The sequence below is a fragment of the Janthinobacterium sp. GMG1 genome (genome assembly GCF_034427795.1).
Lineage (GTDB): Bacteria > Pseudomonadota > Gammaproteobacteria > Burkholderiales > Burkholderiaceae_D > Janthinobacterium.
The window spans coordinates 910,489-936,340 of record NZ_JAXQNT010000001.1; the positions used below are offsets into that span (position 1 = coordinate 910,489).

Annotated in this window: 27 protein-coding genes; 19 read left to right on the forward strand and 8 right to left on the reverse strand. The window is 59.5% G+C overall.

From position 1 onward, the window contains the following. Positions 1–136 precede the first annotated feature (136 nt). Positions 137–1,306, forward strand: a complete 1,170-nt coding sequence (locus tag SJI03_RS04115) for a fatty acid desaturase (RefSeq protein ID WP_416208709.1) — start codon at positions 137–139, stop codon at positions 1,304–1,306. A gap of 140 nt (positions 1,307–1,446) precedes the next feature. On the opposite strand, the gene rpmG is transcribed toward SJI03_RS04115, so the two are convergent. From rpmG to radC, 3 genes are all read right to left on the reverse strand, one after another. After that, positions 1,447–1,614 carry a 50S ribosomal protein L33 gene (rpmG, locus tag SJI03_RS04120; RefSeq protein ID WP_010400929.1) on the reverse strand — a complete coding sequence of 56 codons (168 nt, stop codon included), beginning with the start codon at positions 1,612–1,614 and terminating at the stop codon, positions 1,447–1,449. A gap of 22 nt (positions 1,615–1,636) precedes the next feature. Beyond that, positions 1,637–1,873, reverse strand: coding sequence for a 50S ribosomal protein L28 (gene rpmB / locus SJI03_RS04125; RefSeq protein WP_010400928.1), 237 nt, complete (start codon positions 1,871–1,873; stop codon positions 1,637–1,639). A 247-nt stretch (positions 1,874–2,120) separates the two neighbouring features. Beyond that, positions 2,121–2,795: a RadC family protein gene (gene radC / locus SJI03_RS04130; protein WP_099378018.1), complete on the reverse strand. Its 675-nt coding sequence runs from the start codon at positions 2,793–2,795 to the stop codon at positions 2,121–2,123. 239 nt (positions 2,796–3,034) lie between these two features. On the opposite strand from radC, the gene SJI03_RS04135 reads away from it, so the two are divergent. From SJI03_RS04135 to SJI03_RS04165, 7 genes are all read left to right on the forward strand, one after another. Next, entirely contained in the window at positions 3,035–4,882 is a 1,848-nt protein-coding gene (locus SJI03_RS04135) for a LamG-like jellyroll fold domain-containing protein (RefSeq protein ID WP_322426341.1), read from the forward strand. Between the two features lie 122 nt (positions 4,883–5,004). Next, positions 5,005–5,460: an FKBP-type peptidyl-prolyl cis-trans isomerase gene (locus SJI03_RS04140; protein WP_070224501.1), complete on the forward strand. Its 456-nt coding sequence runs from the start codon at positions 5,005–5,007 to the stop codon at positions 5,458–5,460. 12 nt (positions 5,461–5,472) lie between these two features. Then, complete coding sequence (ispH, locus tag SJI03_RS04145; RefSeq protein ID WP_035821545.1) at positions 5,473–6,420, forward strand: 4-hydroxy-3-methylbut-2-enyl diphosphate reductase; 948 nt, start codon at positions 5,473–5,475, stop codon at positions 6,418–6,420. Between the two features lie 295 nt (positions 6,421–6,715). Then, a complete protein-coding gene (locus tag SJI03_RS04150; RefSeq protein WP_034747477.1) occupies positions 6,716–7,645 on the forward strand; it encodes a branched-chain amino acid ABC transporter permease in 930 nt (309 codons plus the stop codon). Positions 7,646–7,667: 22 nt separating this feature from the next. After that, positions 7,668–8,885 carry an ABC transporter permease subunit gene (locus tag SJI03_RS04155; protein WP_099378016.1) on the forward strand — a complete coding sequence of 406 codons (1,218 nt, stop codon included), beginning with the start codon at positions 7,668–7,670 and terminating at the stop codon, positions 8,883–8,885. A 12-nt stretch (positions 8,886–8,897) separates the two neighbouring features. Beyond that, positions 8,898–9,671: an ABC transporter ATP-binding protein gene (locus SJI03_RS04160; RefSeq protein WP_034785170.1), complete on the forward strand. Its 774-nt coding sequence runs from the start codon at positions 8,898–8,900 to the stop codon at positions 9,669–9,671. Beyond that, a complete protein-coding gene (locus SJI03_RS04165; protein WP_322426342.1) occupies positions 9,668–10,387 on the forward strand; it encodes an ABC transporter ATP-binding protein in 720 nt (239 codons plus the stop codon). Before SJI03_RS04160 ends, SJI03_RS04165 begins: the two co-directional genes overlap by 4 nt. Positions 10,388–10,520: 133 nt before the next feature. Here the strand turns inward: SJI03_RS04165 and SJI03_RS04170 are convergent, their stop codons facing one another. Then, positions 10,521–11,087: a phasin family protein gene (locus SJI03_RS04170; RefSeq protein ID WP_322426343.1), complete on the reverse strand. Its 567-nt coding sequence runs from the start codon at positions 11,085–11,087 to the stop codon at positions 10,521–10,523. A 349-nt stretch (positions 11,088–11,436) separates the two neighbouring features. Between SJI03_RS04170 and SJI03_RS04175 the strand changes: the two genes are divergently transcribed. The 3 genes from SJI03_RS04175 (at position 11,437) to SJI03_RS04185 (ending at position 14,353) form a co-directional block, all read left to right on the forward strand. Continuing rightward, complete coding sequence (locus tag SJI03_RS04175) at positions 11,437–12,363, forward strand: DMT family transporter (RefSeq protein WP_099378012.1); 927 nt, start codon at positions 11,437–11,439, stop codon at positions 12,361–12,363. Positions 12,364–12,382: 19 nt separating this feature from the next. Then, positions 12,383–13,102: a nitroreductase gene (locus tag SJI03_RS04180; protein WP_322426344.1), complete on the forward strand. Its 720-nt coding sequence runs from the start codon at positions 12,383–12,385 to the stop codon at positions 13,100–13,102. A gap of 177 nt (positions 13,103–13,279) precedes the next feature. Further along, the gene (locus SJI03_RS04185) at positions 13,280–14,353 is read left to right on the forward strand and encodes a serine hydrolase (protein WP_099378010.1); all 1,074 of its coding nucleotides are present in this window, start codon (positions 13,280–13,282) and stop codon (positions 14,351–14,353) included. A 35-nt stretch (positions 14,354–14,388) separates the two neighbouring features. Here SJI03_RS04185 and SJI03_RS04190 read toward each other — a convergent pair whose 3' ends face one another. Further along, a complete protein-coding gene (locus SJI03_RS04190; RefSeq protein ID WP_099378009.1) occupies positions 14,389–15,168 on the reverse strand; it encodes an IclR family transcriptional regulator in 780 nt (259 codons plus the stop codon). A 151-nt stretch (positions 15,169–15,319) separates the two neighbouring features. On the opposite strand from SJI03_RS04190, the gene SJI03_RS04195 reads away from it, so the two are divergent. The 8 genes from SJI03_RS04195 (at position 15,320) to SJI03_RS04230 (ending at position 22,112) form a co-directional block, all read left to right on the forward strand. Next, complete coding sequence (locus SJI03_RS04195) at positions 15,320–15,703, forward strand: diacylglycerol kinase (RefSeq protein ID WP_035821531.1); 384 nt, start codon at positions 15,320–15,322, stop codon at positions 15,701–15,703. Positions 15,704–15,833: 130 nt separating this feature from the next. Continuing rightward, the gene (locus SJI03_RS04200) at positions 15,834–16,838 is read left to right on the forward strand and encodes a sulfate ABC transporter substrate-binding protein (RefSeq protein ID WP_322426345.1); all 1,005 of its coding nucleotides are present in this window, start codon (positions 15,834–15,836) and stop codon (positions 16,836–16,838) included. Positions 16,839–16,882: 44 nt separating this feature from the next. Beyond that, the gene (locus SJI03_RS04205) at positions 16,883–17,449 is read left to right on the forward strand and encodes an alpha/beta hydrolase (RefSeq protein WP_322426346.1); all 567 of its coding nucleotides are present in this window, start codon (positions 16,883–16,885) and stop codon (positions 17,447–17,449) included. A gap of 42 nt (positions 17,450–17,491) precedes the next feature. Further along, the gene (locus tag SJI03_RS04210) at positions 17,492–18,130 is read left to right on the forward strand and encodes a peroxiredoxin (RefSeq protein WP_034785187.1); all 639 of its coding nucleotides are present in this window, start codon (positions 17,492–17,494) and stop codon (positions 18,128–18,130) included. A 230-nt stretch (positions 18,131–18,360) separates the two neighbouring features. Next, a complete protein-coding gene (gene cysT, locus SJI03_RS04215) occupies positions 18,361–19,170 on the forward strand; it encodes a sulfate ABC transporter permease subunit CysT (protein ID WP_099408869.1) in 810 nt (269 codons plus the stop codon). Continuing rightward, complete coding sequence (gene cysW, locus SJI03_RS04220) at positions 19,167–20,093, forward strand: sulfate ABC transporter permease subunit CysW (protein ID WP_099378184.1); 927 nt, start codon at positions 19,167–19,169, stop codon at positions 20,091–20,093. The genes cysT and cysW overlap by 4 nt, the downstream gene beginning before the upstream one ends. A 1-nt stretch (position 20,094) precedes the next feature. Next, positions 20,095–21,165 (forward strand): sulfate/molybdate ABC transporter ATP-binding protein, encoded by a 1,071-nt coding sequence (locus tag SJI03_RS04225; RefSeq protein WP_035821525.1) that lies wholly within the window; start codon positions 20,095–20,097, stop codon positions 21,163–21,165. Between the two features lie 14 nt (positions 21,166–21,179). Further along, positions 21,180–22,112: a CysB family HTH-type transcriptional regulator gene (locus tag SJI03_RS04230; protein WP_322426348.1), complete on the forward strand. Its 933-nt coding sequence runs from the start codon at positions 21,180–21,182 to the stop codon at positions 22,110–22,112. Here SJI03_RS04230 and SJI03_RS04235 read toward each other — a convergent pair. The 3 genes from SJI03_RS04235 to SJI03_RS04245 form a co-directional block, all read right to left on the reverse strand. Continuing rightward, positions 22,109–22,462 (reverse strand): MmcQ/YjbR family DNA-binding protein, encoded by a 354-nt coding sequence (locus tag SJI03_RS04235; RefSeq protein WP_322426349.1) that lies wholly within the window; start codon positions 22,460–22,462, stop codon positions 22,109–22,111. The genes SJI03_RS04230 and SJI03_RS04235 overlap by 4 nt on opposite strands. Further along, complete coding sequence (locus tag SJI03_RS04240; protein WP_322426350.1) at positions 22,459–23,070, reverse strand: DUF2185 domain-containing protein; 612 nt, start codon at positions 23,068–23,070, stop codon at positions 22,459–22,461. The genes SJI03_RS04235 and SJI03_RS04240 overlap by 4 nt, the downstream gene beginning before the upstream one ends. A 143-nt stretch (positions 23,071–23,213) precedes the next feature. Next, on the reverse strand, positions 23,214–25,634 hold the full coding sequence (locus tag SJI03_RS04245) for a TonB-dependent receptor (RefSeq protein WP_322426351.1): 2,421 nt from the start codon (positions 25,632–25,634) through the stop codon (positions 23,214–23,216). Positions 25,635–25,852: the final 218 nt, after the last annotated feature.

Here is a 25,852-nt window from a genome sequence, read left to right on the forward strand (position 1 = left end):
CATTAGGGCGTACAATCACGCCTAAAATTAACTCTGCCGGACCTCCAGAGTCACTGGAGCGACCGTGCGCACGCCCTGTCCACTTGGAGTAGCAGTAATGACATTGAGTTCCGTTTTACACGACGTTTTGCAGTTCATGGCAACTGGCATTACCGATCTGTCCGCATGGCAAGTTTTCCTGTACACCATGGTGGTCACCCACATCACGATCGCCAGCGTCACGATTTACCTGCACCGCCACCAGGCCCATCGGGCGCTGGAATTGCACGCCATCCCTAGTCATTTCTTCCGTTTCTGGCTGTGGCTGACGACGGGCCAGGTCACCAAAGAATGGGCCGCCATTCACCGCAAGCACCATGCCAAATGCGATACGGAAGAAGATCCGCACAGCCCCGTGACGCGTGGCATCAAGAAAGTGTTCTGGGAAGGCGCCGAGCTGTACCGCGCTGAATCGAAGAACATGGAAACCATGGCCAAGTACGGCCACGGCACGCCGACGGACTGGATCGAGCGCAACCTGTACACCAAATACAGCTGGCTGGGCGTGGTATCGCTGTTCGTCATCAATTTCGTGTTGTTCGGCGTGATCGGCATTTCCGTGTGGGCCGTGCAAATGATGTGGATCCCCATCACGGCGGCCGGCATCATCAACGGCATCGGCCACTACTGGGGCTACCGCAACTACGACTGCGCCGACGCGGCCACCAACATCATTCCCTTCGGCATCTTGATTGGCGGCGAAGAGTTGCACAACAATCACCATACGTATGCGACGTCGGCCAAGCTGTCGTCGAAATGGTATGAAATCGATATCGGCTGGGCGTATATCCGCGCGCTGGAAATGTTGGGCCTGGCCAAGGTGAAAAAACTGGCGCCAGAACCGAAATTTTCGCACGGCAAGCTGGAAGCCGACTTCGAGACCTTGCAGTCCGTCATCGCCAACCGCTACGACGTGATGGCCAAGTATGCGAAATCGATCAAGCATGCCTGGAAGGAAGAGCTGGAGCACCTGAAGCACAAGGCGGAACTGGAAAAGCGCTTCCTGAAATCGTCGCGCAAGTTGATGCAACGCGAGCCGGGAAAACTGGCCGATGCGCATCACGAACAGCTGTCGGAATTGTTCCAGCACAGCAAGGCGCTGGAAACCATGCACCACATGCGCGTGGAGCTGGGCGCCATATGGGAACGTTCGCACTTTACGCGTGAACAGTTGCTGCAAAAGCTGCAAGACTGGTGCACGCGCGCCGAAGCGTCGGGCATCAAGTCGCTGCAGGACTTCTCATTGCGCCTGCGCAGCTACGCATAATTGAGCTGTCGCGTCATATCAAGGCCCTGGTTTCCAGGGCCTTTTTTTTCGTCCAGGCAGAAGGGGAGAACGCGAGATGAAAATCAGGGCGAAAAAAAACCGCTCATCGGAGCGGCTCTTTTTACAGAACACAATATCAATTACTTGATTTTGGTTTCTTTGTACGTTACGTGCTTGCGTGCTTTAGGATCAAATTTCATGATCTCCATTTTCGCAGGCGTCGTACGCTTGTTTTTGGTGGTCGTGTAGAAGTGACCCGTACCGGCGGTCGATTCTAACTTGATTTTGTCGCGGCCTGATTTTGCCATGATAGCTCCCTTATTCTGCTAATTAGACTTTTTCGCCACGAGCGCGCATATCGACCAATACGGCGTCGATGCCGACTTTATCGATGACGCGCAGACCGGCGTTGGACAAACGCAGGGAGACCCAGCGGTTTTCAGATTCAACAAAAATACGACGATTCTGCAAGTTAGGCAAAAAACGACGTTTGGTTTTGTTGTTTGCATGGGAAACATTGTTGCCGACCATCGGCTTCTTCCCAGTGACTTGGCAAACACGTGCCATGGCGCACTCCTTAAAGATATTCCAAATTGGAAAAACGAGAGTATATCCAAAATAAGCCGATTTATCAATGACTTGCGAAAAACAATTGTGTCATGTTGTGTTGAAATAATTTAACAATTTGACTTTCACCCTTCTTCCCAGGGGAAAGCACTGGTAAACAACGCTGTTTACTGTTAGATAAGCGTGTCGCTGCTGTCACGTATGTCCTTGTTTACACATGGTTAACTGCTGCCTGGCCAGTCCTGGCCTAGATCTGGCCATGTTCTGCGAACGAATGCACATGTCGCCCGGCCACGACGAAATGGTCGAGGATGCGCACGTCCACCAGCGACAACGCTTGCACCAGCGCCCGCGTCAGCAATAAGTCCGATTCGCTCGGTTCCGGCGTGCCGGACGGGTGGTTGTGCGCCAGCATGACGCTGGCCGCGTTGTGCAGCAGCGCTTGTTTCACTACTTCCCGCGGATATACGCTGGTGTGAGTGAGCGTGCCACGAAACATTTCCTGGGTCGTGATCAGGCGGTTCTTGACGTCCAAAAACAACACGTGGAATGCTTCATGCGCCAGGTGGCCCAGGGTCAGGCGCAAATAATCTTTGACGGCGTGCGGCGAATTGAGGGCTTGCCCCGCCTGCAAGTCTTCGATGATGGCGCGCCGCGCCAGTTCCAGCACCGCTTGCAACTGGGCAAACTTGGCGCTGCCCATGCCGTGCACGGCGGAAAAACTCACGAGGCTGGCGCCAAACAGGCCGCGCAGCGAACCGAAGTGCTCGACCGTGTCGCGCGCCAGTTCCACGGCGCTCTTGCCGCGCACGCCCGTGCGCAGGAACACGGCCAGCAATTCCGCGTCTGACAGCGACTGCGCGCCATCCTCGATCAGGCGTTCGCGCGGCCGTTCGCCGGCCGGCCAATCCTTGATGCCCATGCTGCCTCCCCGTCGCGCCCGGCTGGTCGTGGCGCCTGTCAACGATTGTCGCGCCTTCCCCAGGCGGCCATGCTGCGCTAGCTCGTCTTCCTGTCAGATCATGGTAAAAAAACCAAGATGCCCGGCCCGGCCATTTTCAGGCGCTATCATTTGCCTGTCGTTGCATTCCATGCAAGTTGCAGCGATGGGGAGTCAGGGCCCTGAACTCAATGTCTTCCACTTGTTTTACAGGAGTCGTCATGCCGTACATCAAAGTTATCAATGGAGTCATGCAAGAGTTCAACGCCGCCGGCGTCAATACGGGCAAGGTCAGCGGCATCGGCCTCAATGTGCATGCATATCTGGAACACCGTCAATGGAGCGTTAACGCACCGCTCGCTCCGGACCCGAAGACTCCCGATTACAGCACCGATTTGCCGTATCTTGCCGCCAACGGCTTCAAGTACCTCCAGGTGATGCTGGCGCCTTTCAAGGGCAAGGATGGCTATTGGAACTGGGGCGAAGTTGTTGGCGAGCCAAAGTTCGCAACCGACAACACGCTAACCGATGTGAATATCAAAGATTCGTACTGGCTTGCCATAACGGCGCTGCTCGATTGCGCGCTGGCCAATGGCATCGGCATCATCGCCTGCCCATTCTGGAATCCCTACGCCGTGCCGCAATTGGTGGGGGAAGCGGGCCCTGCGGGCGCTACAAAAGACGAGCAGGCCGCAGTTGCGCGGGTCGCACTGGTCAATCCACAGTCGAAAACACGCCGCTATATGCGTGCCTTTGCGCAGGCTTTTGCGCAGCACTACAGCAACCACGCGGGCATCGCCGCCTGGATGGCTGCGCAGGAACTGATGGGCGTGACCGGGATCAGCTTGACCGCTACCCGGGAAATCATCCAGGAGACGGCGCAATTGCTGCGGGACAACGATGGTTTGGCGCGCATGATTTCTTCCGGTAATGCCGGCATCGCTCATACATCGCCCCGTCAAGGCTCCTTGCAGCAATACGTCACGGAAACCTTGCCATTCGTAAATCCGGATCCGGTCGACTGTCTTTGTGAAAACCTGTTCCCGGGTAATGAATATGTGAGCAGTGCCCTGGGCAGCAGCGCGGATTTGCCGGCCGACTTCGTCTCGTCTTCGCTCGCTTACCTGCAAGTGATGCAGCGTGCCGCACATGCCTTGGGCAAGCCGTATTACCTTGGCAGCTTTTGCCTGTCGCAAAAGCAGGAGCTGGCGTTGCAAGATACCGAACGGCAAGACAACCTGCATGCCTTGCTGAGCGCCATACGCCGTACGGGCGTGCAACTGGCGTGCTATTGGGACTGGAATGGGGGAAAACCCATGGAAGACGACGGTCTGAACCTGGTGGAGACGCCGGCCTACAGCAACGGACGCAAGGCTGTCTGGGATGCCTTGCGCGGCGAAGATGCCATGCGTCCGGCGCCGCCCACGCCTTGCTTCGGCGTGACGAAGACCTTGCAATTCCAGCCTGGCCTGATGCTCACCGTGCCGTCGTCCGTGCGCTATGAGAGTGCGGATTTTTCGTTGTCGTATTGTATCCGGCAACAGGCTTTCTCCTCGACTGTTGGTCAGGCGCAGGCTTTTGTAGCGCATCAGGCGGACAAGAAAGGATGGGCGCTGTTCAAGCAGGATAGCAAGACGTTCCTGTCCATGTGGAACAGTGTTGCTCAGGGCGTCAATAGCCATGGCCACGGCCTGCAGGTGGATATTGCCAACCGCTGGTTTCGCTGCACCTATACTGTCAAGCATGACGGGAGCATCAGCCTGTACGTCGATGATTTCCTGATGTACCAGAGCAACAAGATGACAAATCCATTCGTGCAGGCCGCCGGCACCCCCCTTGTGATCGGCCACCCCGTGCATGCGCTGGAGCAGGGCACGCCCACCTGGCAGTTGTCGGACGTCATCCTCTACGACCGCGTGCTGACGCCCAAGGAAGTGTATGACTATGGCCAGTACGGCATCGTGAACCGGCCCGTGGGACGCTGGAAGCTCGATGGCAACCTGGAAGACAGTTCGGGCTTCGGCAATCATGCCAGCACGCCGGGCCAGTTGGTTTACGTCAACGTCTGATAAGTGAAAGGGGAGCGCGGCCATGTTTTTTGACAAAAGCATGGCCGCGCCGAGATGGCATGGGGCGCGCTGGCTCAGGGTGGCTTACAATATCGTTTTGCACCAGTTACTTGAAAACTACTATGTCCAACGAGCAACCAGCAGTCGTCACCGAAGCGGCTTACCTCACCCTGCATTATCGTCTTGCCACTGTTGACGGTACTGACATTGTCACGACCTTCAGCGGCAATCCCGCGACCTTGATGCTAGGCCAGGGCCAGCTGGCGCCATTCCTTGAACAGCGTCTGCTGGGCTTGCCTGAAGGCACGCACCAGACCTTCGAGCTGGCGGCCGGCGAAGGCTTTGGCGAGCGCAATCCCGAGCTGGTGCAGTCTGTTTCGCGCGCAACGCTGGACGAAAACTCCGTGCCCGGCGCCGACTACAAGATCGGCGACCTGGTCGACTTCGCCGCGCCGGGCGGCGGCCGCTTTGCCGGCGTGCTGCGCGAAATGCGCGAGGACTCGGCCCTGTTCGACTTCAACCATCCGCTGGCTGGCCAGCCGCTGCGTTTTGAAGTCAAGCTCATTTCGGTGCTGTAAAAAGGAATAGCGATGGATAAAGAACTGTTACTGGCCCAGCCCCGCGGTTTCTGCGCTGGCGTCGACCGGGCGATCGAAATCGTCGAGCGCGCCTTGCAGCAATTTGGTGCACCGATCTATGTACGCCATGAAATCGTCCACAACGCCTATGTGGTGGCCGACTTGCGCAACAAGGGCGCCATCTTCATCGATGACCTCGATGACGTGCCTGCTGGCAATACGCTCGTGTTTTCCGCGCATGGGGTATCGAAAGCCGTGCGCGCCGAGGCGGAATCGCGCGGCCTGAGCATTTTTGACGCGACTTGCCCCCTGGTCACAAAGGTACACATGGAAGTGGGCAAGATGCGCCGCGAAGGCCGCGAGATCATCATGATCGGCCACGACGGCCATCCCGAGGTGGAAGGCACGATGGGCCAGGCCGATATGGGCATGCATCTGGTGGAAACGCTCGACGATGTGGCGAAATTGCAGGTTGCCAATCCGGAAAGCCTGGCCTATGTTTCGCAAACAACGTTGTCAGTTGACGACACTAGCGACATTATTGCGGCCCTGAAAGCGAAATATCCGAATATCGCCGAGCCGAAAAAAGGCGACATTTGCTACGCCACCACGAACCGCCAGGAAGCCGTGAAATTCATGGCCCCGCAAGTGGAAGTGGTGATCGTCGTGGGCAGCCCGAACAGCTCGAATTCGAACCGCTTGCGCGAAGTGGCCGAGAAGATGGGCACGCCCGCCTACATGGTCGACAATGCCTCGCAGATCGATCCCGCCTGGCTGGAAGGCAAGCTGCGCGTGGGTGTGACGGCTGGCGCCTCGGCGCCCGAGGTGCTGGTGCAAGCCGTCATCGACCGTTTGAAAGAGTGCGGCGTGAAGAGCGTGCGCCCGCTCGACGGCGTGCAGGAAGCCGTCACGTTCCCGATGCCGAAAGGCCTCGACGGGATCAAGCGCGACGTCGCCTGAGTCTGTATAGCGATTGAGTATCGATGAAATAGCTACCTCAAAACCGAATTTAATTCGGAAATGATCGATTTATTCCAAGCTTAGTTTTTGCAAAAGATCGTTATGATTGCCTCAAGCTTGAATATGTTGTCGTTATGACTAAGCAAGGTCACGCCCGTTTTGAGTGCGTGCACCATGCTGGTGAGAACGGTCCAGGGATGGCACTGCAGGAATTCTTCCTCCGGTGCCGTTTTTGTATCAGCGACATGTTCTGGCGGAAGTTGTTCCCGAAAAATGCATATTTGATAGGGCAATCATGGATACATTCATCCAGCAGATCATTAACGGCTTGGTGTTGGGCAGCATGTATGCCTTAGTCGCCCTCGGTTACACAATGGTGTACGGCGTTTTGAACCTGATCAACTTCGCCCACGGCGACGTGCTCATGATCGGCGCCATGGTGGGCTTGACCATTCTCAAGTTGCTGGGCATTTATGTGCCGGACTGGCCCGGCTATTTGAAACTGGCCACGGCCATCCTCGGCGCCATTCCCATCTGTATTCTGGTCAACATCATCATCGAGCGGGTCGCCTACCGCCGCCTGCGCAACGCCCCCCGCCTCGCTCCCCTGATTACCGCCATTGGCGTCTCCATCCTGCTGCAAACCTTCGCCATGATGATCTGGACGCGCAATCCCTTGCCCTTCCCGCAATTGCTGTCGACCGATCCCATCAACATAGGCGGCGCCGTGATTTCGCAAACGCAAGTGCTGCTGCTGGCCCTGGCCGCGCTGTCGATGGGCGGATTGGTGTTGCTGGTGGAAAAAACACGGATGGGCCGCGCCATGCGGGCCACGGCGGAAAATCCCCGCGTGGCCGGACTCATGGGCGTCGATTCCGACAAGGTCATCGTGGCCACCTTCGCCATCGGCGCCGCGCTGGCGGCCGTGGCCGGTGTGATGTGGGGCGCCAACTATGCCTCCATTCAATTTTCCATGGGCGCCATCCCCGGCTTGAAGGCCTTCTGTGCGGCCGTGCTGGGCGGCATCGGCAATATCTATGGCGCCATGCTGGGCGGTATCTTGCTGGGCATTATCGAGAGCCTGGGCGCCGGCTATATCGGCGACATCACGGGCGGCTTCCTGGGCAGCCACTACCAGGATATCTTTGCCTTCGTCGTACTGATCATCGTGCTGACCCTGCGCCCGTCAGGCATCATGGGCGAACGCGTGGCCGACCGTGCCTGATGTGAAACTGGGAGATTAAATCATGGCACTACTCGATTTCGACGCTAAGAAAAATCCGACCAAAGCCTACGCCGGCATGCTGGGCCTGGCCGCGCTGCTGATGGTGTTCCCGTTTTTTGCCGCCCAGTTCGGCAACTCGTGGGTGCGCATCATCGACATGGCCTTGCTGTACATCATGCTGGCCCTGGGCTTGAACATCGTCGTCGGCTTTGCAGGCCTGCTCGACCTCGGCTACATCGCCTTCTACGCCGTGGGCGCCTACCTGACGGCCTTGCTGGCGTCGCCCCAGTTCGCCATCCTGCTCGAATCGGTGGTGAATCAATATCCGGTGCTGGGCGAGACCCTGGTGCAGCTGATGGGGCCGGAAATCCGCGAAAACGGCATCCATTTGTCGATCTGGATCATCGTGCCTCTGGCCGCTGCCGTGGCCGGCCTGTTCGGCGCCTTGCTCGGCGCGCCCACCTTGAAGCTGCGCGGCGACTACCTGGCCATCGTGACCCTGGGCTTTGGCGAGATCATCCGCATCTTCATGAATAATTTGAACGACCCGATCAATTTCACGAATGGGCCGCAAGGCATCAATCTGATCGACCCGATCCGCATCTTCGGCGTCAACCTGGCGGGCGAGGCGGGCACCAACAGCACCGTCACGGTGGCCGGTTTTTCCATGCCGTCCGTGAACGCCTATTACTTTTTGTTCCTGTTCCTGTGCATCGCCGTTGTGTTCGTCACCAAGCGCCTGCAGCATTCGCGCCTGGGCCGCGCTTGGGTGGCCATCCGCGAAGACGAGATTGCCGCCAAGGCCATGGGCATCAATACGCGCAACGTGAAATTGCTGGCCTTTTCCATGGGCGCCTCGTTCGGCGGCGTGGCTGGCGCCATGTTTGCCTCGTTCCAGGGCTTTGTCTCGCCGGAATCGTTCTCGCTGACGGAATCGATCGCCGTGCTGGCCATGGTGGTGCTGGGCGGCATCGGCCATATCCCCGGCGTGATCCTTGGCGGCGTGATCCTCGCTTCGATCCCGGAAGTGCTGCGCCACGTGGTGGAGCCGGCCCAGCAGGCGCTGTTCGGCCACGTGGTGATCGAGGCGGAAGTGCTGCGCCAGTTGCTGTACGGACTGGCCATGGTGTTGATCATGCTCAACCGTCCCGCCGGCCTGTGGCCATCACCGAAGCACGAAGACCGGCCCGACCACGATGTGGACCAGCCGAACAAATCCACCGGCGTCGTGTCCGCTTAAGGGAGGAATAGCATGAGCGAACAGATCATTCTCAATATTGCCGGCGTAAATAAGCGTTTTGGCGGCTTGCAGGCGCTCACCGACGTGGGCATTACCATCCGGCAAGGGCAAATCTATGGCTTGATCGGCCCGAACGGCGCCGGCAAGACGACGTTTTTTAACGTCATCACCGGCCTGTACCAGCCCGACACGGGGACTTTCGAGCTGGCTGGCAAGCCGTATTCGCCGTCCGCGCCGCACAAGGTGGCGAAGGCGGGCATCGCGCGCACCTTCCAGAATATCCGTTTGTTTGGCGACATGACGGCGCTGGAAAACGTCATGGTGGGGCGCCATGTGCGCTCGCACCAGGGCGTGTTCGGCGCCATCTTCCGCCACAAGGCGGCGCGCGAGGAAGAGGCGTCGATCCGCAAGCGGGCGATGGAGCTGCTCGATTTCGTCGGCATCGCTCAGTTCGCCAGCCGCACGGCGCGCTTCCTGTCGTATGGCGACCAGCGGCGCCTGGAAATCGCCCGCGCGCTGGCCACCGATCCGACCTTGCTGGCGCTCGATGAGCCGGCGGCCGGCATGAATGCGACGGAAAAGCTGGCCCTGCGCGAGTTGCTGGTAAAAATCAAGGCGGAAGGCAAGACCGTGCTGTTGATCGAACACGACGTGAAACTGATGATGGGACTGTGCGACCGCATCACGGTACTCGAATATGGCAAGCGCATCGCGGAAGGCTTGCCGGCCGAAATACAACAAAACCCGGCCGTCATCGAGGCTTATCTGGGGGGATCGCACGCATGAGCAATATATTGAAGGTGGCGGGCTTGCACGTGGCCTATGGCGGCATCAAGGCCGTGAAAGGCATCGACCTGGAAGTCAACCAAGGCGAGCTGATCGCCCTGATCGGCGCGAACGGGGCCGGCAAGACGACGACCTTGAAAGCCATCACGGGGACTTTGCCTGAATGCAAGATCGAGGGCACGATCAGCTACCTGGGCGAATCGCTCAAGGGCACGAAATCATTTCACCTGGTGGAAAGAAAGCTGGCCATGGTGCCGGAAGGGCGGGGCGTGTTTACCCGCATGTCGATCCGCGAAAACCTCATGATGGGCGCCTACACGCGCACGGACAAGGCCGGTGTCGAGGACGATATCGCCCGCTGGTTCGACGTGTTTCCCCGCCTCAAGGAGCGGGCGGCGCAGATGGCCGGCACCCTGTCCGGCGGCGAACAGCAGATGCTGGCCATGGCGCGCGCGCTGATGAGCCATCCGAAGCTGCTGCTGCTCGACGAGCCATCGATGGGCCTGTCACCCATCATGGTCGAGAAAATCTTCGAGGTGATTCGCAAGGTGTCGTCCGAAGGCATCACGATCTTGCTGGTCGAACAGAACGCCCGTCTGGCCCTGCAGGCGGCGCACCGTGGCTATGTGATGGATTCCGGCCTGGTCACGATGGGCGGTAACGCGGCCGCCATGCTCGACGACCCGCGCGTGAAGGCGGCGTATCTGGGGGAGTAATCACGTTCAGGAAGTGTTCAGGCATAAAAAATGCCCCAGCCAGGCTGGGGCATAATGGCATCCGTCGGGGAAATGCGGGATGGATGCCTGGAGGAGCTGGTACTAGCGGACCGCCGTGGCGGTCGCGCAGGAATTACTTGGTGGCAGCGCGTGGCACGACTTTTTCAGCCGCTTGCGTGAACTGGTTCACGGCCGATGCCAGGTTGGCTTCGATGGCTTCGACGGCTTGCTTGCTGGTTTTCGAGAATTGCTCGTAGCCTGCATTGGCGTTGCCGATGGCGCTTTTCAGGATGGCGACGGCGTTTTCCGAACCGGCTGGCGCGTTCTTGGTGACTTCTTCCACCAGGGACAGGACTTTACGGTTGGTTTCAGCGATTTGCGATTCAGCAGCTTTGCTGAACTCGGCTTGCGTGCCCGACGTGATGGCAGCCAGGTGACGACCGTAAGCGATGGCTTTTTCGGCGCCAGGCTGGGCTTGGGCAGCGGTCAGCGAGAAGAATTCTTGTGGATCTTTTGCCGACAGCAATTGCTTGGCGGCGGCGGTCGATTCTTCCAGCGTTGCCTTGGCAGCGGTCAGATTCAGTTCGACGATCTTTTCGATGCCTTCGAAGGCCTTGCCCGTCAGCGACGAGAACAGGGCGAATTGGGCTTCCAGGTTGGCTTTGGTAGCGGACGAAAATTGCTCAGGAATTGAAAACATATAAATCTCCAAAAAATCGAAATCTGGTTAATTTGATGCTGCGTGTACCGTTTGGGAAAGCAGGTGAATCTAAATTTTTCAAGCTGAACAAGAATTGTGCAACGCAACAAACCCTATTCTACGGCGAAAAAAACGTAAGTCAAGCGATTCTTGTGCGATGCAACAATTGAATAGATTTGCGTCAAAAACCATTGTTTCTAAAGAGAAATATTTGATTTCTGTGTGCTAATGGTTTAACCCTAAACTGTTATTTCCCCGCCTTTCAGGACGGGTGCGGCGCAGCATGCTAGACTTTGCCTCCCGCACTGGCGCAGGCCCCGGTGCCGATCCCGTTTCCCGAGTTGATACCATGTCCAATCTTCCCGCCGCGGCTGGCGCCAGCGGCAAAGCCCCCAAAACCCCTTTCCTGACGACCCTGGCGCCGATGGCCTTGCCCGGCTTCTTTGTGTTGTTATGGAGCACAGGTTTTATCGTGGCCAAGTTCGGCTTGCCCTACGCGCCGCCGCTGACCTTTCTGCTGCTGCGCTTCCTGGGCGTGCTGGTGATCCTGCTGCCGTTGGTGCTGCTGTTGCGCGCGCCGTGGCCGGTAGGACAGTTTCGCCAGATCGCCGTGGCCGGCATTTTGATGCAGGCTGGCTACCTGGCCGGCGTCTGGTGCGCCATCAAGCTGGGCATGCCGGCCGGCCTGTCTGCGTTAATTGTCGGCATGCAGCCCGTGCTGACGGCCTGCGCCGCACCGCTGATCGGCGAATCCGTGCGCCCGCGCCAGTGGCTGGGCCTGTTCTTTGGCTTGCTGGGCGTGGCTCTCGTCGTGTACGCGAAGATCAACCTCGTGGGTTTGACGGTAGAAAGTGTGCTGCTGTGCGTGTTCGCGCTGCTGTCGATGACGGCCGGCACCATGTACCAAAAACGCCACTGTCCGCAATTCGATTTGCGCACCGGCACGGTGGTGCAGTTTGCCGCCTCCATCGTGGTGGTCTTGCCATTCGCCCTGTATTACGAAGGGCTGGACCTGCATTTCAGCAATGTGCAATGGACGGCGAATTTTATTGGCGCGTTGCTGTGGTCGGTACTCGTGCTGTCCATCGGCGCCATCTTCCTGCTGTTCGCCCTGATCCGCCGCAGCGATGCGACGAAAGTGACGGGCTTGCTGTACCTGACACCGCCCACGACGGCCGTGATGGCCTGGCTGATGTTTGGCGAAGCCTTTAATATGCTGGGCATCGCCGGCATGCTGGTGGCCGTGGTCGGTGTGGTATTTGTGGTCAAGAAGTAGAGAGCGGGAGAGCAGGGCAGTGAACAAGCAAGCATCTGAAACACAGTCGGCGCAGCAAGCCGTGGACGCCGTGATTCTGTCGCGCCGTTCGATCCGCGCCTTTTTGCCCACGCCGGTGGCGCAGGACGACATCGCGCGCATCCTGGAAGTGGCGGCACGCGCGCCGTCGGGTGCCAACATGCAGCCGTGGAAAGTGTATGTGCTGTCGGGCGAGGCGCGCCTGCGCCTGTCGCACCGCATCCTCGCCGCCTACGACGCGCCGAAGGCGCCCGATGCGCCCGCGCGCACGGCGTCGTATACCTATTACCCGCGCCAGTGGACGGCGCCGTTCATCGAGCGCCGCCGCAAGATCGGCCTGGACCTGTACCAGCTGCTGGGCCTGGAGCGGGGCGACACGGCCGGTATGGCTGCCCAGCACGGGCGCAATTTCCAGTTTTTCGATGCGCCCGTGGGCCTGATCTTTACCATCGAGCGGGTGCTGGAACAGGGTTCCTGGCTCGACTACGGCATGTTCTTGCAAAACATCATGCTGGCGGCGCGCGCGCGCGGGCTCGACACCTGTCCGCAGGCGGCTTTCATTCATTACCATGACATCATTCGTGACGAGCTGGGCGTGCCGGCCAGCGAAATGGTGGTGTGCGGCATGGCCCTCGGCCATGCCGACCCGGACAAGGTCGAGAACCGCCTGAACACGGAACGCGAGCCGCTGGCCGGCTTTGTTAAATTCATGGACAAATAGACATTGCCAGTGATAGGCGCCGGTAAACCGCCCGTCAAGGATGGGCTTGTTTGCGGATCGCTAACGTTTTGTATTTCATTACTGCAATAAATACTGTCCTAACTGTTAAATAGACTTGCGATTACTCTGCATTTCGCTACACTGCAATAAGGCAACAGCTTCACGGGGAATTATCGAATGGCTAAGTTTAAACTGGCGCTGGGTATCCTGGCTTCCCTGCTGTTTGCACTGGCGCCGGCTGCGGCCGTGCACGCCAAGGAAGCGAACGGCAAATCCTCAGCCGCGAAGAAACACAACACCAAGAAAGTCAAAGTCGTGCTGCGCAAGGGCGCGACGGCCGCGCCGCGCGAAAAGACCGTGCGCCGGGTCGTCATGGTGCGCGGCAAACGCAAGGTCATCTATCAAAAAATCAGCAGCGTGGCCGTGCCCATGGCCGCACCGATGCCGACCATGGGCGACCTGGCCGGCCTGAACCTCACACGTGATCCGCTCGACCTCAAGTCCAGCGTGGCGCTGGTGCTGGACCAGGCCAATGCGGAAGTGCTGTTTGAAAAGAATTCGAATGTCGCCCTGCCCATCGCCTCCATCACCAAGATGATGACGGGCCTGGTAGTGGTCGAAGCGCGCCAGGACATGGATGAAGTGCTGACGATCACGGACGAGGATGTCGACCGCGCCAAGTTCAGCAGCTCGCGCCTGAAGGTGGGTTCGCAATTGACGCGCGCGAATATGCTGCACATCGCCCTGATGAGCTCGGAAAACCGCGCCGCCTCGGCGCTGGGCCGCAATTATCCGGGCGGCTTGCCTTCGTTTGTCGACGCCATGAACAGCAAGGCGCGCCAGCTGGGGATGATGGATACGCATTACGTCGATTCCAGCGGCTTGTCGAAAATGAACGTGGCCAGCGCGCGCGACCTGGGCAAGCTGGCCATGGCCGCCTTCCGCCATCCGCTGCTGCGCGAGTACTCGACGGACCCGAAAGCCATCGTCGAAGCGAGCGGCCAGCCCATGCAGTTTGGCAATACGAATCACCTGGTGGCCAATCCGGGCTGGGAGATCGGCCTGCAAAAGACGGGTTTCATCAATGAAGCGGGACGTTGCTTGATGATGCAGGCTGTCATCGAAGGACGCGCCGTGATCATGGTTTTCCTCGATTCCAAGGGAAAACAGTCGCGTACGGCCGATGCGGGACGCATGCGCAAGTGGCTCGAGGCACTGAAACCAGCCAATATGAGCTTGCCAGGAGGGTAAGGTGTCCAGGGCGGCATGGCCGCCCTGCATTCTTATTACTCTTGAGGAATGAATCCCAAGGTCACGGAAATCTGGTTCGCCGTTTCCACCAGGTCCACCAGCCACTCATCCTGCAAGCGGTCGGCTGGCGCCGAGATCGACAGTCCCGCGATCAGCTTGCCTGTATCGTCGCGGATGCCGGCGGCCATGCAGCGCACGCCCAGTTCCAGCTCTTCATTGTCACGCGCATAGCCGCGCTCGCGCACCAGGCTCAGCTCACGCTCGAGCTTTTGCAGATCCGTGATGGAATTCTTGTTGTGCCCGGCCAGGCCCGTGCGCGTGGCGTAGGCGCGGATGGCTTTCGGCTCGTCGACGGAGAGGAACAGCTTGCCCGTCGAGGTCAGGTGCAGCGGACCGCGCCCGCCGATGGCGCGCACCACCTGCATGCCCGAGCGCTCGGAAAAGGCGCGGTCGATGTAGACGATCTCGTCGCCCTGGCGCACGGACAGGTTGATCGTTTGCTGGGTTTTCTTGTGCAGCTGGCGCATGAAGTCCAGCGCCGCTTCGCGCACGCTGAGGCGGCTTTTCACCACATTGCCCAGTTCCAGCAGGCGCATGCCCAGCCGGTAGGTGCCCGGTTCGATGCGGTCGACAAAGCGCGTCAGTACCATGTCGTTGAGGATGCGGTGCGCCGTCGAGGGGTGCAAGCCGGAAACCTTCGACAATTCCTTCAGGCTGACCGGGTCGGAATATTTGGCCAGGGCATCGAGCAGGGCGACCATGCGTTCGATCACCTGGATCGTTGTCTTCGGGGCAGCGACCGGTTCAATTTTCATGATGGATTTGGTGCAATGCAGTATTCATGCTTCTTTATACCATGATGTGAAAAAATAGTGAAATGTTCCGAGATATTCAGCGAATAAATGGTCACAGTGCTATGTCACCCCCATAATGTGTCCACTGCACCTGCTTTACATATGGAAAACCATGCAACCTGTAAATGAATTCAAAAGTAAAAGTGGCTTGAAGCGGATCTTTTCCGCCTTTTTCTACTCGCTCGATGGCTTGAAAGCAGCTTGGCGCCACGAACACGCGTTCCGCCAGGAACTGGGCCTGTTCGTCGTCGGCACGGTGATTGCCTTGCTGCTGCGCATCTCCGCGTTTGAAAAACTGGTGCTGATCGGCGTGCTGCTGCTGGTCTTGATCGTGGAACTGATCAATTCGGCAATCGAAGCCGTGGTCGACCGCATCTCGCTGGAACGCCATCCACTGTCGAAAAACGCCAAGGATTTCGGCAGCGCAGCCGTGCTGCTCACGTGCATCCTCGCTTTCGCCACGTGGGCCGTCGTCCTGTTCAACCGCTTTTATTAACTGCTAAATCCCCGTTGCGCCTCGCCCATATGCGGAAATCGCATATCAAATGGCGAAACGCTTCGTTCTCTTTGCGGCCATGGCGCCGTAATCTGGTGGCTCTGAAAGTTCAACCACTCGGGGATCTTAGATGCTGTCGAAAAAAATCATCATTGCCGCCGCCATCAGCGCGTTTGCCCTTCTGCAAACAGCGCAGGCTGCCGATATCACCCTGCTCAACGTGTCATACGACCCGACGCGCGAGCTGTACCAGGATGTGAACACGGCATTTGCCAAGGAGTGGAAAGGCAAGACGGGCGACAACGTCAAGATCAAGCAATCGCACGGCGGTTCCGGCAAGCAGGCGCGTGCCGTCATCGATGGCCTGGAAGCGGACGTGGTCACGTTGGCCCTGGCCTATGACATCGACGCGCTGGCCGAGCACAAGCTGCTGGCCGCCGACTGGCAAAAGCGTTTGACGCACAACAGCTCGCCTTACACCTCGACCATCGTGTTCCTGGTGCGCAAGGGCAACCCGAAAGGCATCAAGGACTGGAATGACCTGATCAAGCCGGGCGTGTCCGTCATCACGCCGAACCCGAAAACCTCGGGCGGTGCCCGCTGGAACCATCTGGCCGCGTGGGGTTATGCGCTGCGCCAACCGGGCGGCAACGAAGCCAAGGCCAAGGATTTCCTCGGCAAACTGTACAAGAACGTGCCCGTGCTCGATTCCGGCGCGCGCGGCGCCACCACCACTTTCGTTGAACGCGGCATCGGCGACGTGCTGATCGCTTGGGAAAACGAGGCTTACCTGGCCGTCAAGGAACTGGGCCCGACCAAGTTCGACATCATCACGCCTTCCGTCAGCATCCTGGCCGAGCCGCCTGTCGCCGTCGTCGACAAGTTTGCCGACAAGCACGGTACGCGCAAGGTGGCAGAGGCTTATCTGAACTATCTGTACACGGACGAAGCGCAAGACATCATCGCCAAAAATTACTACCGTCCGGCAACGGACAAGGCGGCGAAGAAATACGCATCGCAGTTCGCCAAGGTCAACCTGTTCACCATCGAGCAGGTGGCCGGTGGCTGGACGACCGCGCAAAAGGCGCACTTTGCCGACGGCGGCATCTTCGACCAGATCTACCAGCCTAAGTAATACCGGATGGCACGATTGCCAGACCGTTACTAAAAGGACACATCATGGCGCTGCGCAGCTTTTCCGATTACCGGGTACTGATCGTGCCGGGCTTGCATAACAGCGGTCCCGAGCATTGGCAGAGCCGCTGGCAGCGCCTGTATCCGCAATTCGAGCGGGTCGAGCAGGATGACTGGAACGACCCCGACCTGGCCATCTGGTCGGCGCGCCTGGACCAGGTCCGGCGGCAAGATGCACGCCCCACCCTGATCGTCGCCCACAGCTTCGGCTGCCTGACGACGGCGCATAGCCTGGCCCGCGACCCGCAGGGCGTGGCTGGCGTGCTGTTGGTGGGGCCGGCCGATCCCGACAAGTTTGGCGTGGCGAAGGCCTTGCCGCAAAAGCGGCTGCCTTGCCCCGGCATCCTGATCGCCAGCCAGACGGATCCGTGGATGACGGCCGAACACGCAGCGCAGTGGGCACGGCGCTGGAATTGCAAGTATATTGATGGCGGTGCGTTGGGCCATATCAACGCCGAGTCGCGCCTTGGTGACTGGGTCTACGGCCAGGCGCAGCTGCAAACACTGTTTGATCTGGCGCAAAGCGACAAGCGCCACCGTCAGGCAGCCTGATTCGACGAATTCGATTGCCACACAACCTCACAGGAGATCATGATGACTTTACGCCTGGGCGATGTCGCCCCTGATTTTGAACAAGACAGCTCGATCGGCCCGCTCAAGTTCCACGAGTGGGCCGGCAATTCCTGGGTAGTGCTGTTTTCCCACCCGGCCGACTTTACTCCCGTCTGCACGACGGAACTGGGCCTGACAGCCAAGCTCAAGCCGGAATTCGACAAACGCAACGTGAAAGCGATCGCCCTGTCCGTGGACGCGGCCGAGTCGCACAAGAGCTGGATCAAGGATATCGAAGAGACGCAAAACACGGTGGTGGGCTTCCCCATCATCGCCGACGTCGACAAGAAAGTGTCGGTGCTTTATGACATGATCCACCCGGAACAGTCCGTCACGGCCACCGTGCGCTCCGTCTTCATCGTCGACCCGAACAAGAAGGTACGACTGATCCTCACGTATCCGCTCAGTACGGGCCGCAACTTCAATGAAATCCTGCGCGTCATCGATGCCCTGCAACTGACGGACGGCTACACGGTGGCCACGCCCGGCAACTGGAAAGATGGCGACGACGTCATCATTCCATTGACCGTGCAAGATCCGGACGTGATCAAGCAGAAATATCCGAAGGGCTTTACGGCTGCCAAGCCGTACTTGCGCCTCACGCCGCAGCCAAATAAATAAAAGTTTCTACTTTTACAAAAAACGCACCTCGCCGGTGCGTTTTTTTTCGTCCAACGCTTTGACAGGGAAGTATGCAAAATCCATCTAAGCAAATGAGAAATGGTTAGTTCTTTTTATAACGATTGCATGTGATTATTGCGCCCTATAACTCAAAAATGTAATAAGAAGGAGTTTCTATGTCTGCAGTATCAGCAGCACCGCTCAAGGCGCGCGGAGCGCCGTTTCGGGTCATGCCGGGGTTTAAGCTGTCACTGGGCTTTACGCTCTTTTACCTGGCCTTGATCGTTCTCATTCCGCTGTCGTCGGTGTTCCTGAAAACCTTCACCATGACATGGGACGCCTTCTTCAGCGCCGTCACGTCCGACCGCGTGATGGCGTCGTACCGGCTGACGTTTGGTGCTTCGCTGATCGCCGCCCTGTTGAACGTGGTGTTTGGCGGCATCCTGGCCTGGGTGCTGGTGCGCTATAAATTCCCCGGCAAGCGCATCATCGATGCGCTCGTCGACTTGCCGTTCGCCTTACCCACGGCCGTGGCCGGCATCACCCTGACGGCTTTGTATTCGTCGAACGGCTGGTTCGGCCAGTTCATCGAAGGCGTGCTGGGCATCAAGGTGGCGTTCACGCCGCTGGGCGTGGTGGTGGCGCTGACCTTCATCGGCTTGCCGTTTGTCGTGCGCACCGTGCAACCGGTGCTGGAAGACGCGGAAAAGGAACTGGAAGAAGCGGCCGCCAGCCTGGGCGCCAACTCCCTGCAAACGTTTATCCGCGTCATCTTCCCCACGATTTTGCCATCCTTGCTGACAGGCTTTGCGCTGGCCTTTGCCCGCGCCACGGGCGAGTACGGTTCCGTGATCTTTATCGCCGGCAATATGCCGATGGTGTCGGAAATCACGCCACTGTTCATTATTACCAAGTTGGAGCAATACGATTACGCGGGCGCCACGGCCATCGCCGTGGTGATGCTGGTGGTCTCCTTTTTGCTGTTGTTGACGATTAACCTGCTGCAAGCATGGACGCGCGGAAAGGCGAAGAAATCATGAGTACGAATACGACTGCCGTCGCTGGCGTGGACAATGCGCGCCCGACGGCGCGCCGCTTCGAGCCGAATGTCGGCCCCGTCGTGCTGGAACCGTTGTGGGTGCGCACGGTATTGATCACTATCGCCTTGCTGTTCCTGACGACCTTTTTGATCGTTCCCCTGGTGGCTGTGTTTGCGGAGGCGTTCAAGAAGGGCTGGGAAGCGTATATCGCCGCCATCATCGATCCGGACGCAATTTCCGCCATTAAATTGACCTTGATCACGGCCGCCATCGCCGTGCCGCTGAACCTGGTGTTCGGCGTGGCCGCTTCCTGGTGCATCGCCAAGTTCGAATTTCGCGGCAAGAGCATTTTATTGACCCTGATCGATTTGCCGTTTTCCGTTTCCCCGGTGATTTCCGGCCTGATCTATGTGCTGATGTTTGGCGCCCAGGGCTGGTTCGGCCCATGGCTGCAGGCGCACGACATCAAGATTTTGTTTGCCGTCCCCGGCATCGTGCTGGCCACGATCTTCATCACCTTCCCGTTCGTCGCGCGCGAACTGATCCCGCTGATGCAGTCGCAGGGCAGCGAAGAGGAAGAAGCCGCCATCGTGCTGGGCGCCTCGGGCTGGAATACTTTCCGCAGGGTCACTTTGCCGAACATCAAGTGGGGTCTGCTGTATGGCGTGATCCTGTGTAACGCCCGCGCCATGGGCGAGTTCGGCGCCGTGTCCGTCGTGTCCGGCCATATCCGCGGCGAAACCAACACCATGCCGCTGCAGGTGGAGATTCTGTACAACGAGTACAACTTCGCCGCCGCGTTTGCCGTCGCCTCCCTGCTGGCCTTGCTGGCCCTGGTGACCCTGGCCCTGAAAGCTTTCATTGAGTGGCGTTTGAACGAGAGCGACGCCGACGATTCCGCCTTACGTTCTACGGAGCACTGATATGACCATCGCAGTTAAAAACATCAATAAACGTTTCGGTGATTTCGTCGCCCTCGACAATATCTCGCTGGACTTTCCCGCCGGTGAATTGACGGCCCTGCTGGGCCCGTCCGGTTGCGGCAAGACCACCTTGCTGCGCATCATCGCCGGCCTGGAACATCCTGACAGCGGCCAGGTGCTGCTCGATGCGGAAGACGCGTCGAACCGCCACGTGCGCGAACGGCAAGTCGGTTTCGTGTTCCAGCATTACGCCCTGTTCAAGCACATGACCGTGTTTGAAAACGTGGCCTTTGGTTTACGCGTGAAGTCGCGCAGCGAGCGCCCATCGGAAGACCAGATCCGCCGCAAGGTGAAAGATTTGCTGGAACTGGTGCAGCTGGACTGGCTGGCCGACCGCTATCCGCCGCAACTGTCGGGCGGGCAACGCCAGCGTATCGCCCTGGCCCGCGCGCTGGCTGTCGAACCGCGCGTGCTGCTGCTTGACGAGCCGTTCGGCGCTTTGGATGCCAAGGTGCGCAAGGAATTGCGCCGCTGGCTGCGCCGTCTGCATGACGACTTGCACGTCACCAGTATTTTCGTCACGCATGACCAGGAAGAAGCGCTGGAAGTGGCGGACCAGGTCGTGCTGATGAACAAGGGTACCGTCGAGCAACTCGGTTCCCCAGAGCAAGTCTACAACCATCCGGCTTCGCCCTTCGTGTATGGCTTCCTGGGCAACGTCAACCTGTTCCACGGCCGCGTGCATGACGGCGTGATGGCGACGGGCGACGCCAGCTTCGAAGTGCCCGATTACGCAGGCGTGAGCGACAGCAAGGGCACGGCCTACGTGCGTCCGCATGACCTGGAAATCGACCGCTACACGCAGGGTGCGGAAGGCATCGTCGTGAAACTGAGCCGCGCGCATGCGATCGGTCCGCTGGCCCAGCTGGACTTGCAGCGCGTCGATAACAGCGAGCTGATCGAAGCGGTGATGTCGAATGAGCGTTTTACCCATCTGCAGCTGAAGGAGGGCGAGACGTTAGTTGTTCGCCCGAAACGGTTACACGTGTTCGTTGAACCTACAAGAACCTAAGAGGCTGGAACACCATGAATTTTCAACAACTGCGATCGATCCGCGAAGCGGCCCGCCGCGGCTATAACCTGACGGAAGTGGCCAACGCCCTGTTCACGTCGCAGCCGGGCGTGAGCCGGCAAATCCGCGAACTCGAGGACGAGCTGGGCGTGGTGATTTTCGAGCGCAACGGCAAGCGTTTGACGGGCTTGACGGAGCCGGGCAAGGGCATTTTGAAGATCGTCGACCGCCTGCTGATCGAGGCGGAAAACCTGCAGCAGGCCAGCCTCGAATACAGCGGCCAGACCAGCGGAACCTTGTCCGTGGCGGCCACGCACACGCAGGCGCGCTATGCGCTGCCGAAAGTGGTGCAAAGTTTCCGCGCCGCTTACCCCAACGTGCGTATTGCGCTACAACAAAGCGCACCCGAGCACATCGCGGAATGGGTGCTGTCCGGCAAGACCGACATCGGCATCGCCACGGAAGGCTTGAGCCAGTTCCCCGACCTCGTGTCGTTCCCGTGCTACCGCTGGAGCCATTTGATCGTCGTGCCGGACGGCCATCCGCTGCTCGAACACTCGCCCATCCGCCTGGAAGACCTGGCGAAATATCCGCTGATTACCTACGACAAGGGTTTCACGGGGCGCGGCCATATCGACGACGCGTTCGCCAAGGCGGGCGTGGCGACCGACATCATCCTCACGGCCATGGATTCCGACGTCATCAAGCAATACGTGGCGCTGGGCCTGGGCGTGGGTATTGTTGCTTCGATGGCCTTCGACCATGGCCGCGACAAGGGCCTGCGGGCCGTGGAAGCGTCGCACCTGTTCGCCACCAACACGACGCGCCTGGCCGTGCGTCGCGGTGCCTACCTGCGTGCCTATGCCTACGAGTTCATCCTGCAGCTGGCGCCTGACCTGACGCGCGAAGACATCGACCGCGCCATGGCGGGAGAGGAAGCGCTCTAGGCGATGGCTGCCTTTTGCGCGCGCGTCAGGCTGGCCACGGCGCGCGCGTGGCTGTCCTGTACCAGTTCCGCCAGGTAATCGGCCGGGAAGCGCGCCACGTCAACGATCGTCACCCAGTGAAAGCGGCCCATGTAGCGGGCCGGTTTCACGCCCGGCATGTCCGTCAATTCGATAAAGCGCTCGGCGCTGACCCGCAGGCTGAAGCGCCACTGTTCCGGTGCGCTGGTCTTGAAATAGGCAAATTTTTTCCCCGCCACTGCATACACGAGGATGTTCGACGGCGCACCGTACAGCACGGCTTGCGCGCCGGGCTGCGACGCACAAAAATCTTTCAGTTCATCGCTTGTCATTCCTCAACCGCCACGAATTGTTGCGTGTTATGGTCGAAGGCATAGGCTGACCCGGCCGGAGCGTCCAGCAGCGCAATAAAACGATCGTCCACGCTGAGCACGGCGCCCAGCGAGACGAGGGCCACGTTGGCGCTGTCGTTGATGTAGTCATCGCTCTCGTCGTTGGCCGTGAAGCGCCAGCCGCTGTCGTCGCCGTTGTCCGGCTCCTCGCGATACAGATAACCGACGGGCGCGCCGTCTTCCAGCACGCGTTTTGTGACGAAGCACAGGCCCGCGTAGCGGTTGACGAGGTTATCGTCATCGTCGTGCTGGGTATTGATGATGTGGCGGGCCTCGAAGGCGATGGGGGCCTTGGCCTGCAAATCGGCGATGTAGCCGGGCATGTTGTCGAGCTTGCCGGTGAAGTGGCCATGCGGTTCGACCGTATCCACCAGCACCCACATGCGCTCGGCGCCCGGTGCCTGCGGATCGTCGCTGTGGAAGGCGAAGATCAGCTTGACCACGTCGCCGGGGCGCACCTGGGCGATGGCCTCGGGTGGCGATTTATAAAAGGTGTAAGGGTGGCGCGCCGCCAGTTCGGCAGCGTCGGCCAGGTGCCAGCTGGGCATGGTTATCCGTCATCAAGAAGAGTAAAACCCATGGTAGCCGATTGCAGGCTTGAAAGCACGCCGCGCGCCATCCTTGATCAATGATGAGCGGCAAATAAGAAAGGGAGGCGCGAGGCCTCCCTTTTCATGTGCTGCCGTTGCGCTTACCAGCTATAGCCAGCCTTGGCGTAGTAGTAGCGTCCGTTGAAGCCGTTCGGCGCGAAGATGCTGTAGGGCTGGGTGCCGTTGACGTTCAGGTTGCCAGCGCTCGTCACTTGCGCCGGGTAGCGGTTGGTGACGTTGTCGATGCCGGCCACCAGGCGCCAGTTCTTGCCCAGTTTCACGGAACCGGAGACGTCCAGCACCCATTGCGGGTCATACGTCTGGTCCAGCTTGACATCGTTCTGCGGCACGGTGAAGCTGCCGTAACGCGTCACGACGCCGTGCGCATTCCAGATGCCGAAGCCATAGTCGGCGGCCAGGCTGAACTTGTCCTTCGGCGAGGCCACCGTAATGCGGTCGATGCTCTGGCGGTCGATCAGTTTCAGATTGTTGGCCGTCAGGATGGCTGGATTGTCGGCGATTTTCTGTACCGTGCTCTTGTTATGGTTGTACGCCACGGTGAGATCGAGGCGGTCCTTGTCCTGCAGGTCGATGCGGTAGGTGCTGACGATGTCCACGCCTTCCGTGCGCGTATCGACGGCGTTGGTGAAGTAGCGCGCCGCGCCCACGCTCGAGCCTTGCGTCGCCAGCTGGGCCTTGAGCTTGTCGTTCAGCGCCAGGTTGGCCGAGAACAGGATGCGGTTGTCGATGTCGATGCGGTAGGCGTCTACCGTCGTGGTGAAGTTGCGGTTTGGCTGGAACTGCAAGCCCAGGCTGTAGTTGCGGGCTTTTTCCGGTTTCAGATCCTGTGCGCCCAGGGCGCGCGCCTGCGGCGTATTCACGGCGAAGGTGCCCGTCTCGATGGCCGTATTGTTGCCATTGATGACCTGGAAGTTGGTGGTGGTGATGGTGTAGTACTGCTGCGCCAGCGATGGCGCGCGGAAGCCGCTCGACACGGTGCCGCGCAGGGACAGCGCGTCCGTGAAGGAGTAGCGGGCCGAGCCCTTGGCCGAGGTGGTGCTGCCGAAATCGCTGTAGCGCTCATGGCGCAGGGCCACACCGCCCGACAGTTTCTTCGTCGCTTCCGCTTCCAGGTTCACATAGATCGACTCGTTGTGGCGCGAATGGCTGCCCGCGTTGACTGGGCGGAAGCCGGCAAAGCCTTGCGAGCCGCCGCCCGTGTACGACGCTGCGTCGCCGGCGCCGATGCTGTACTTCTCGTGGCGCGCTTCGGCGCCGACGGCTACCGTCAGCGGACCCGTAAAGTATGAGACGGGGAATTCGCGCGCCGCATCCAGGTTGAATACGGTCTGTTCGTTTTTCAGCGAGCCGGCATAGAAATGCGTGGGGCTGTTTGCGCCCAGCGACTGGTTGACCGTGTTGTCCAGGTCCAGTTCGAACTTGTTGCTGCCGTAATTGATGCTGGCATCCCAGCGCCAGCCGGCCGCTTCGCCGCGCAGGCCGGTCACGATGGATTGGTCCGTCAGGGTGCTGTTTTGCAGCGGCAAGAAGCCTTCCGGGAAGATCGGCGTGCGTTGCGAGTACGCCTTGGTGACGGAATCCTGGATCAGCGCCGTGCGCCAGGTGGCGGCGGCCGACGTGTCGCGCTTGCCGTAGTTACCGAAGGCATACCAGTCGATATTGTCGTTGATGCGGTATTCGCTGTTGATGAAAATCGTTGCCGGCTTGCTTTCCGGATCGCCGTAGCGCTGGTTGACCTTGCCGTAGCGCGGCTCCAGTGGATTGCGGAAGTCGGCGCCGGCGCGGTTGGTCGGGTCGCGTTCCGCAACTTCCGCCGAGACGCGTACCCAACCGTCGTCGCCCAGGGCGAAGCCGGCCGAACCCTTGATGGATTTTTGCTTGCCGTCGCGTTCCTGCGTCTGGCCATAGCCCACTTCGATGTCGCCGCCGGCCGCGCCTTTTTTCAGGATGATGTTGATCACGCCGGCAATCGCGTCGGAGCCGTACTGGGCCGCCGCGCCATCGCGCAGCACTTCCACGTGGTCGATGGCGGCCAGCGGGATGGCGTTCAGGTCGACGGGCGCTGAGCCGCGGCCCAGGGAACCGTTGACGTTGACGACGGCCGAGGTGTAGCGGCGCTTGCCGTTTACCAGTACCAGCGTCTGGTCGGGCGACAGGCCGCGCAGTTGGGCCGGACGCACGGCGTCGCTGGCGTCAGCACCCGTGGCGCGGGCAAAGTTCAGCGATGGCAGCAGACGCGCCAGCACGGTGGCCAGTTCGCCCGAACCCGTGCTTTGCAGGTCGCGCGAGGTGAGGATGTCGATCGGCGATTCGGAATCGATGGTGCGGCGGTTCTTGGCGAAGGTGCCGGTGACCACCACCGATTGCAATTCGCCTTCGGCCGGCAGCTCTTGCTGCGCTTGCGCCTGCATGGGCAGGCTGAAGCAGGCGATCAGGCTGGCTGCAATAACGGTTTTCACGGGCAGGGCGGGAATCTGGGAGCGGGCGGTGCTTGAACTCATCGACAATATCTCTTCGGTTAGTGAATGCGCGAACCAGGGCGGTCCGGTGATGACATCAGAGTAACAGTGGGCCTGTGGCATGCTTACGAATCGTTCTGTCTATCGATATGCAATAAATGTCTGATACGCGTCCGAATGGCGCGGGTAGCGCATATGGCCTCGTTTCCAGCATACGACCGGGCATGGCAAGGCCGCAATGCTGCACAGCAGTAAATTGC

What these genes read in the sequence shown, in the direction of transcription:
- SJI03_RS04115 (WP_416208709.1), top strand. Translation starts at nt 137, where the DNA reads ATGGCAACTGGCATTACCGATCTGTCCGCATGGCAAGTTTTCCTGTAC.
- rpmG (WP_010400929.1), bottom strand. Translation starts at nt 1,614, where the DNA reads ATGGCAAAATCAGGCCGCGACAAAATCAAGTTAGAATCGACCGCCGGT.
- rpmB (WP_010400928.1), bottom strand. Translation starts at nt 1,873, where the DNA reads ATGGCACGTGTTTGCCAAGTCACTGGGAAGAAGCCGATGGTCGGCAAC.
- radC (WP_099378018.1), bottom strand. Translation starts at nt 2,795, where the DNA reads ATGGGCATCAAGGATTGGCCGGCCGGCGAACGGCCGCGCGAACGCCTG.
- SJI03_RS04135 (WP_322426341.1), top strand. Translation starts at nt 3,035, where the DNA reads ATGCCGTACATCAAAGTTATCAATGGAGTCATGCAAGAGTTCAACGCC.
- SJI03_RS04140 (WP_070224501.1), top strand. Translation starts at nt 5,005, where the DNA reads ATGTCCAACGAGCAACCAGCAGTCGTCACCGAAGCGGCTTACCTCACC.
- ispH (WP_035821545.1), top strand. Translation starts at nt 5,473, where the DNA reads ATGGATAAAGAACTGTTACTGGCCCAGCCCCGCGGTTTCTGCGCTGGC.
- SJI03_RS04150 (WP_034747477.1), top strand. Translation starts at nt 6,716, where the DNA reads ATGGATACATTCATCCAGCAGATCATTAACGGCTTGGTGTTGGGCAGC.
- SJI03_RS04155 (WP_099378016.1), top strand. Translation starts at nt 7,668, where the DNA reads ATGGCACTACTCGATTTCGACGCTAAGAAAAATCCGACCAAAGCCTAC.
- SJI03_RS04160 (WP_034785170.1), top strand. Translation starts at nt 8,898, where the DNA reads ATGAGCGAACAGATCATTCTCAATATTGCCGGCGTAAATAAGCGTTTT.
- SJI03_RS04165 (WP_322426342.1), top strand. Translation starts at nt 9,668, where the DNA reads ATGAGCAATATATTGAAGGTGGCGGGCTTGCACGTGGCCTATGGCGGC.
- SJI03_RS04170 (WP_322426343.1), bottom strand. Translation starts at nt 11,087, where the DNA reads ATGTTTTCAATTCCTGAGCAATTTTCGTCCGCTACCAAAGCCAACCTG.
- SJI03_RS04175 (WP_099378012.1), top strand. Translation starts at nt 11,437, where the DNA reads ATGTCCAATCTTCCCGCCGCGGCTGGCGCCAGCGGCAAAGCCCCCAAA.
- SJI03_RS04185 (WP_099378010.1), top strand. Translation starts at nt 13,280, where the DNA reads ATGGCTAAGTTTAAACTGGCGCTGGGTATCCTGGCTTCCCTGCTGTTT.
- SJI03_RS04190 (WP_099378009.1), bottom strand. Translation starts at nt 15,168, where the DNA reads ATGAAAATTGAACCGGTCGCTGCCCCGAAGACAACGATCCAGGTGATC.
- SJI03_RS04195 (WP_035821531.1), top strand. Translation starts at nt 15,320, where the DNA reads ATGCAACCTGTAAATGAATTCAAAAGTAAAAGTGGCTTGAAGCGGATC.
- SJI03_RS04200 (WP_322426345.1), top strand. Translation starts at nt 15,834, where the DNA reads ATGCTGTCGAAAAAAATCATCATTGCCGCCGCCATCAGCGCGTTTGCC.
- SJI03_RS04205 (WP_322426346.1), top strand. Translation starts at nt 16,883, where the DNA reads ATGGCGCTGCGCAGCTTTTCCGATTACCGGGTACTGATCGTGCCGGGC.
- SJI03_RS04210 (WP_034785187.1), top strand. Translation starts at nt 17,492, where the DNA reads ATGACTTTACGCCTGGGCGATGTCGCCCCTGATTTTGAACAAGACAGC.
- cysT (WP_099408869.1), top strand. Translation starts at nt 18,361, where the DNA reads ATGCCGGGGTTTAAGCTGTCACTGGGCTTTACGCTCTTTTACCTGGCC.
- cysW (WP_099378184.1), top strand. Translation starts at nt 19,167, where the DNA reads ATGAGTACGAATACGACTGCCGTCGCTGGCGTGGACAATGCGCGCCCG.
- SJI03_RS04225 (WP_035821525.1), top strand. Translation starts at nt 20,095, where the DNA reads ATGACCATCGCAGTTAAAAACATCAATAAACGTTTCGGTGATTTCGTC.
- SJI03_RS04230 (WP_322426348.1), top strand. Translation starts at nt 21,180, where the DNA reads ATGAATTTTCAACAACTGCGATCGATCCGCGAAGCGGCCCGCCGCGGC.
- SJI03_RS04235 (WP_322426349.1), bottom strand. Translation starts at nt 22,462, where the DNA reads ATGACAAGCGATGAACTGAAAGATTTTTGTGCGTCGCAGCCCGGCGCG.
- SJI03_RS04240 (WP_322426350.1), bottom strand. Translation starts at nt 23,070, where the DNA reads ATGCCCAGCTGGCACCTGGCCGACGCTGCCGAACTGGCGGCGCGCCAC.
- SJI03_RS04245 (WP_322426351.1), bottom strand. Translation starts at nt 25,634, where the DNA reads ATGAGTTCAAGCACCGCCCGCTCCCAGATTCCCGCCCTGCCCGTGAAA.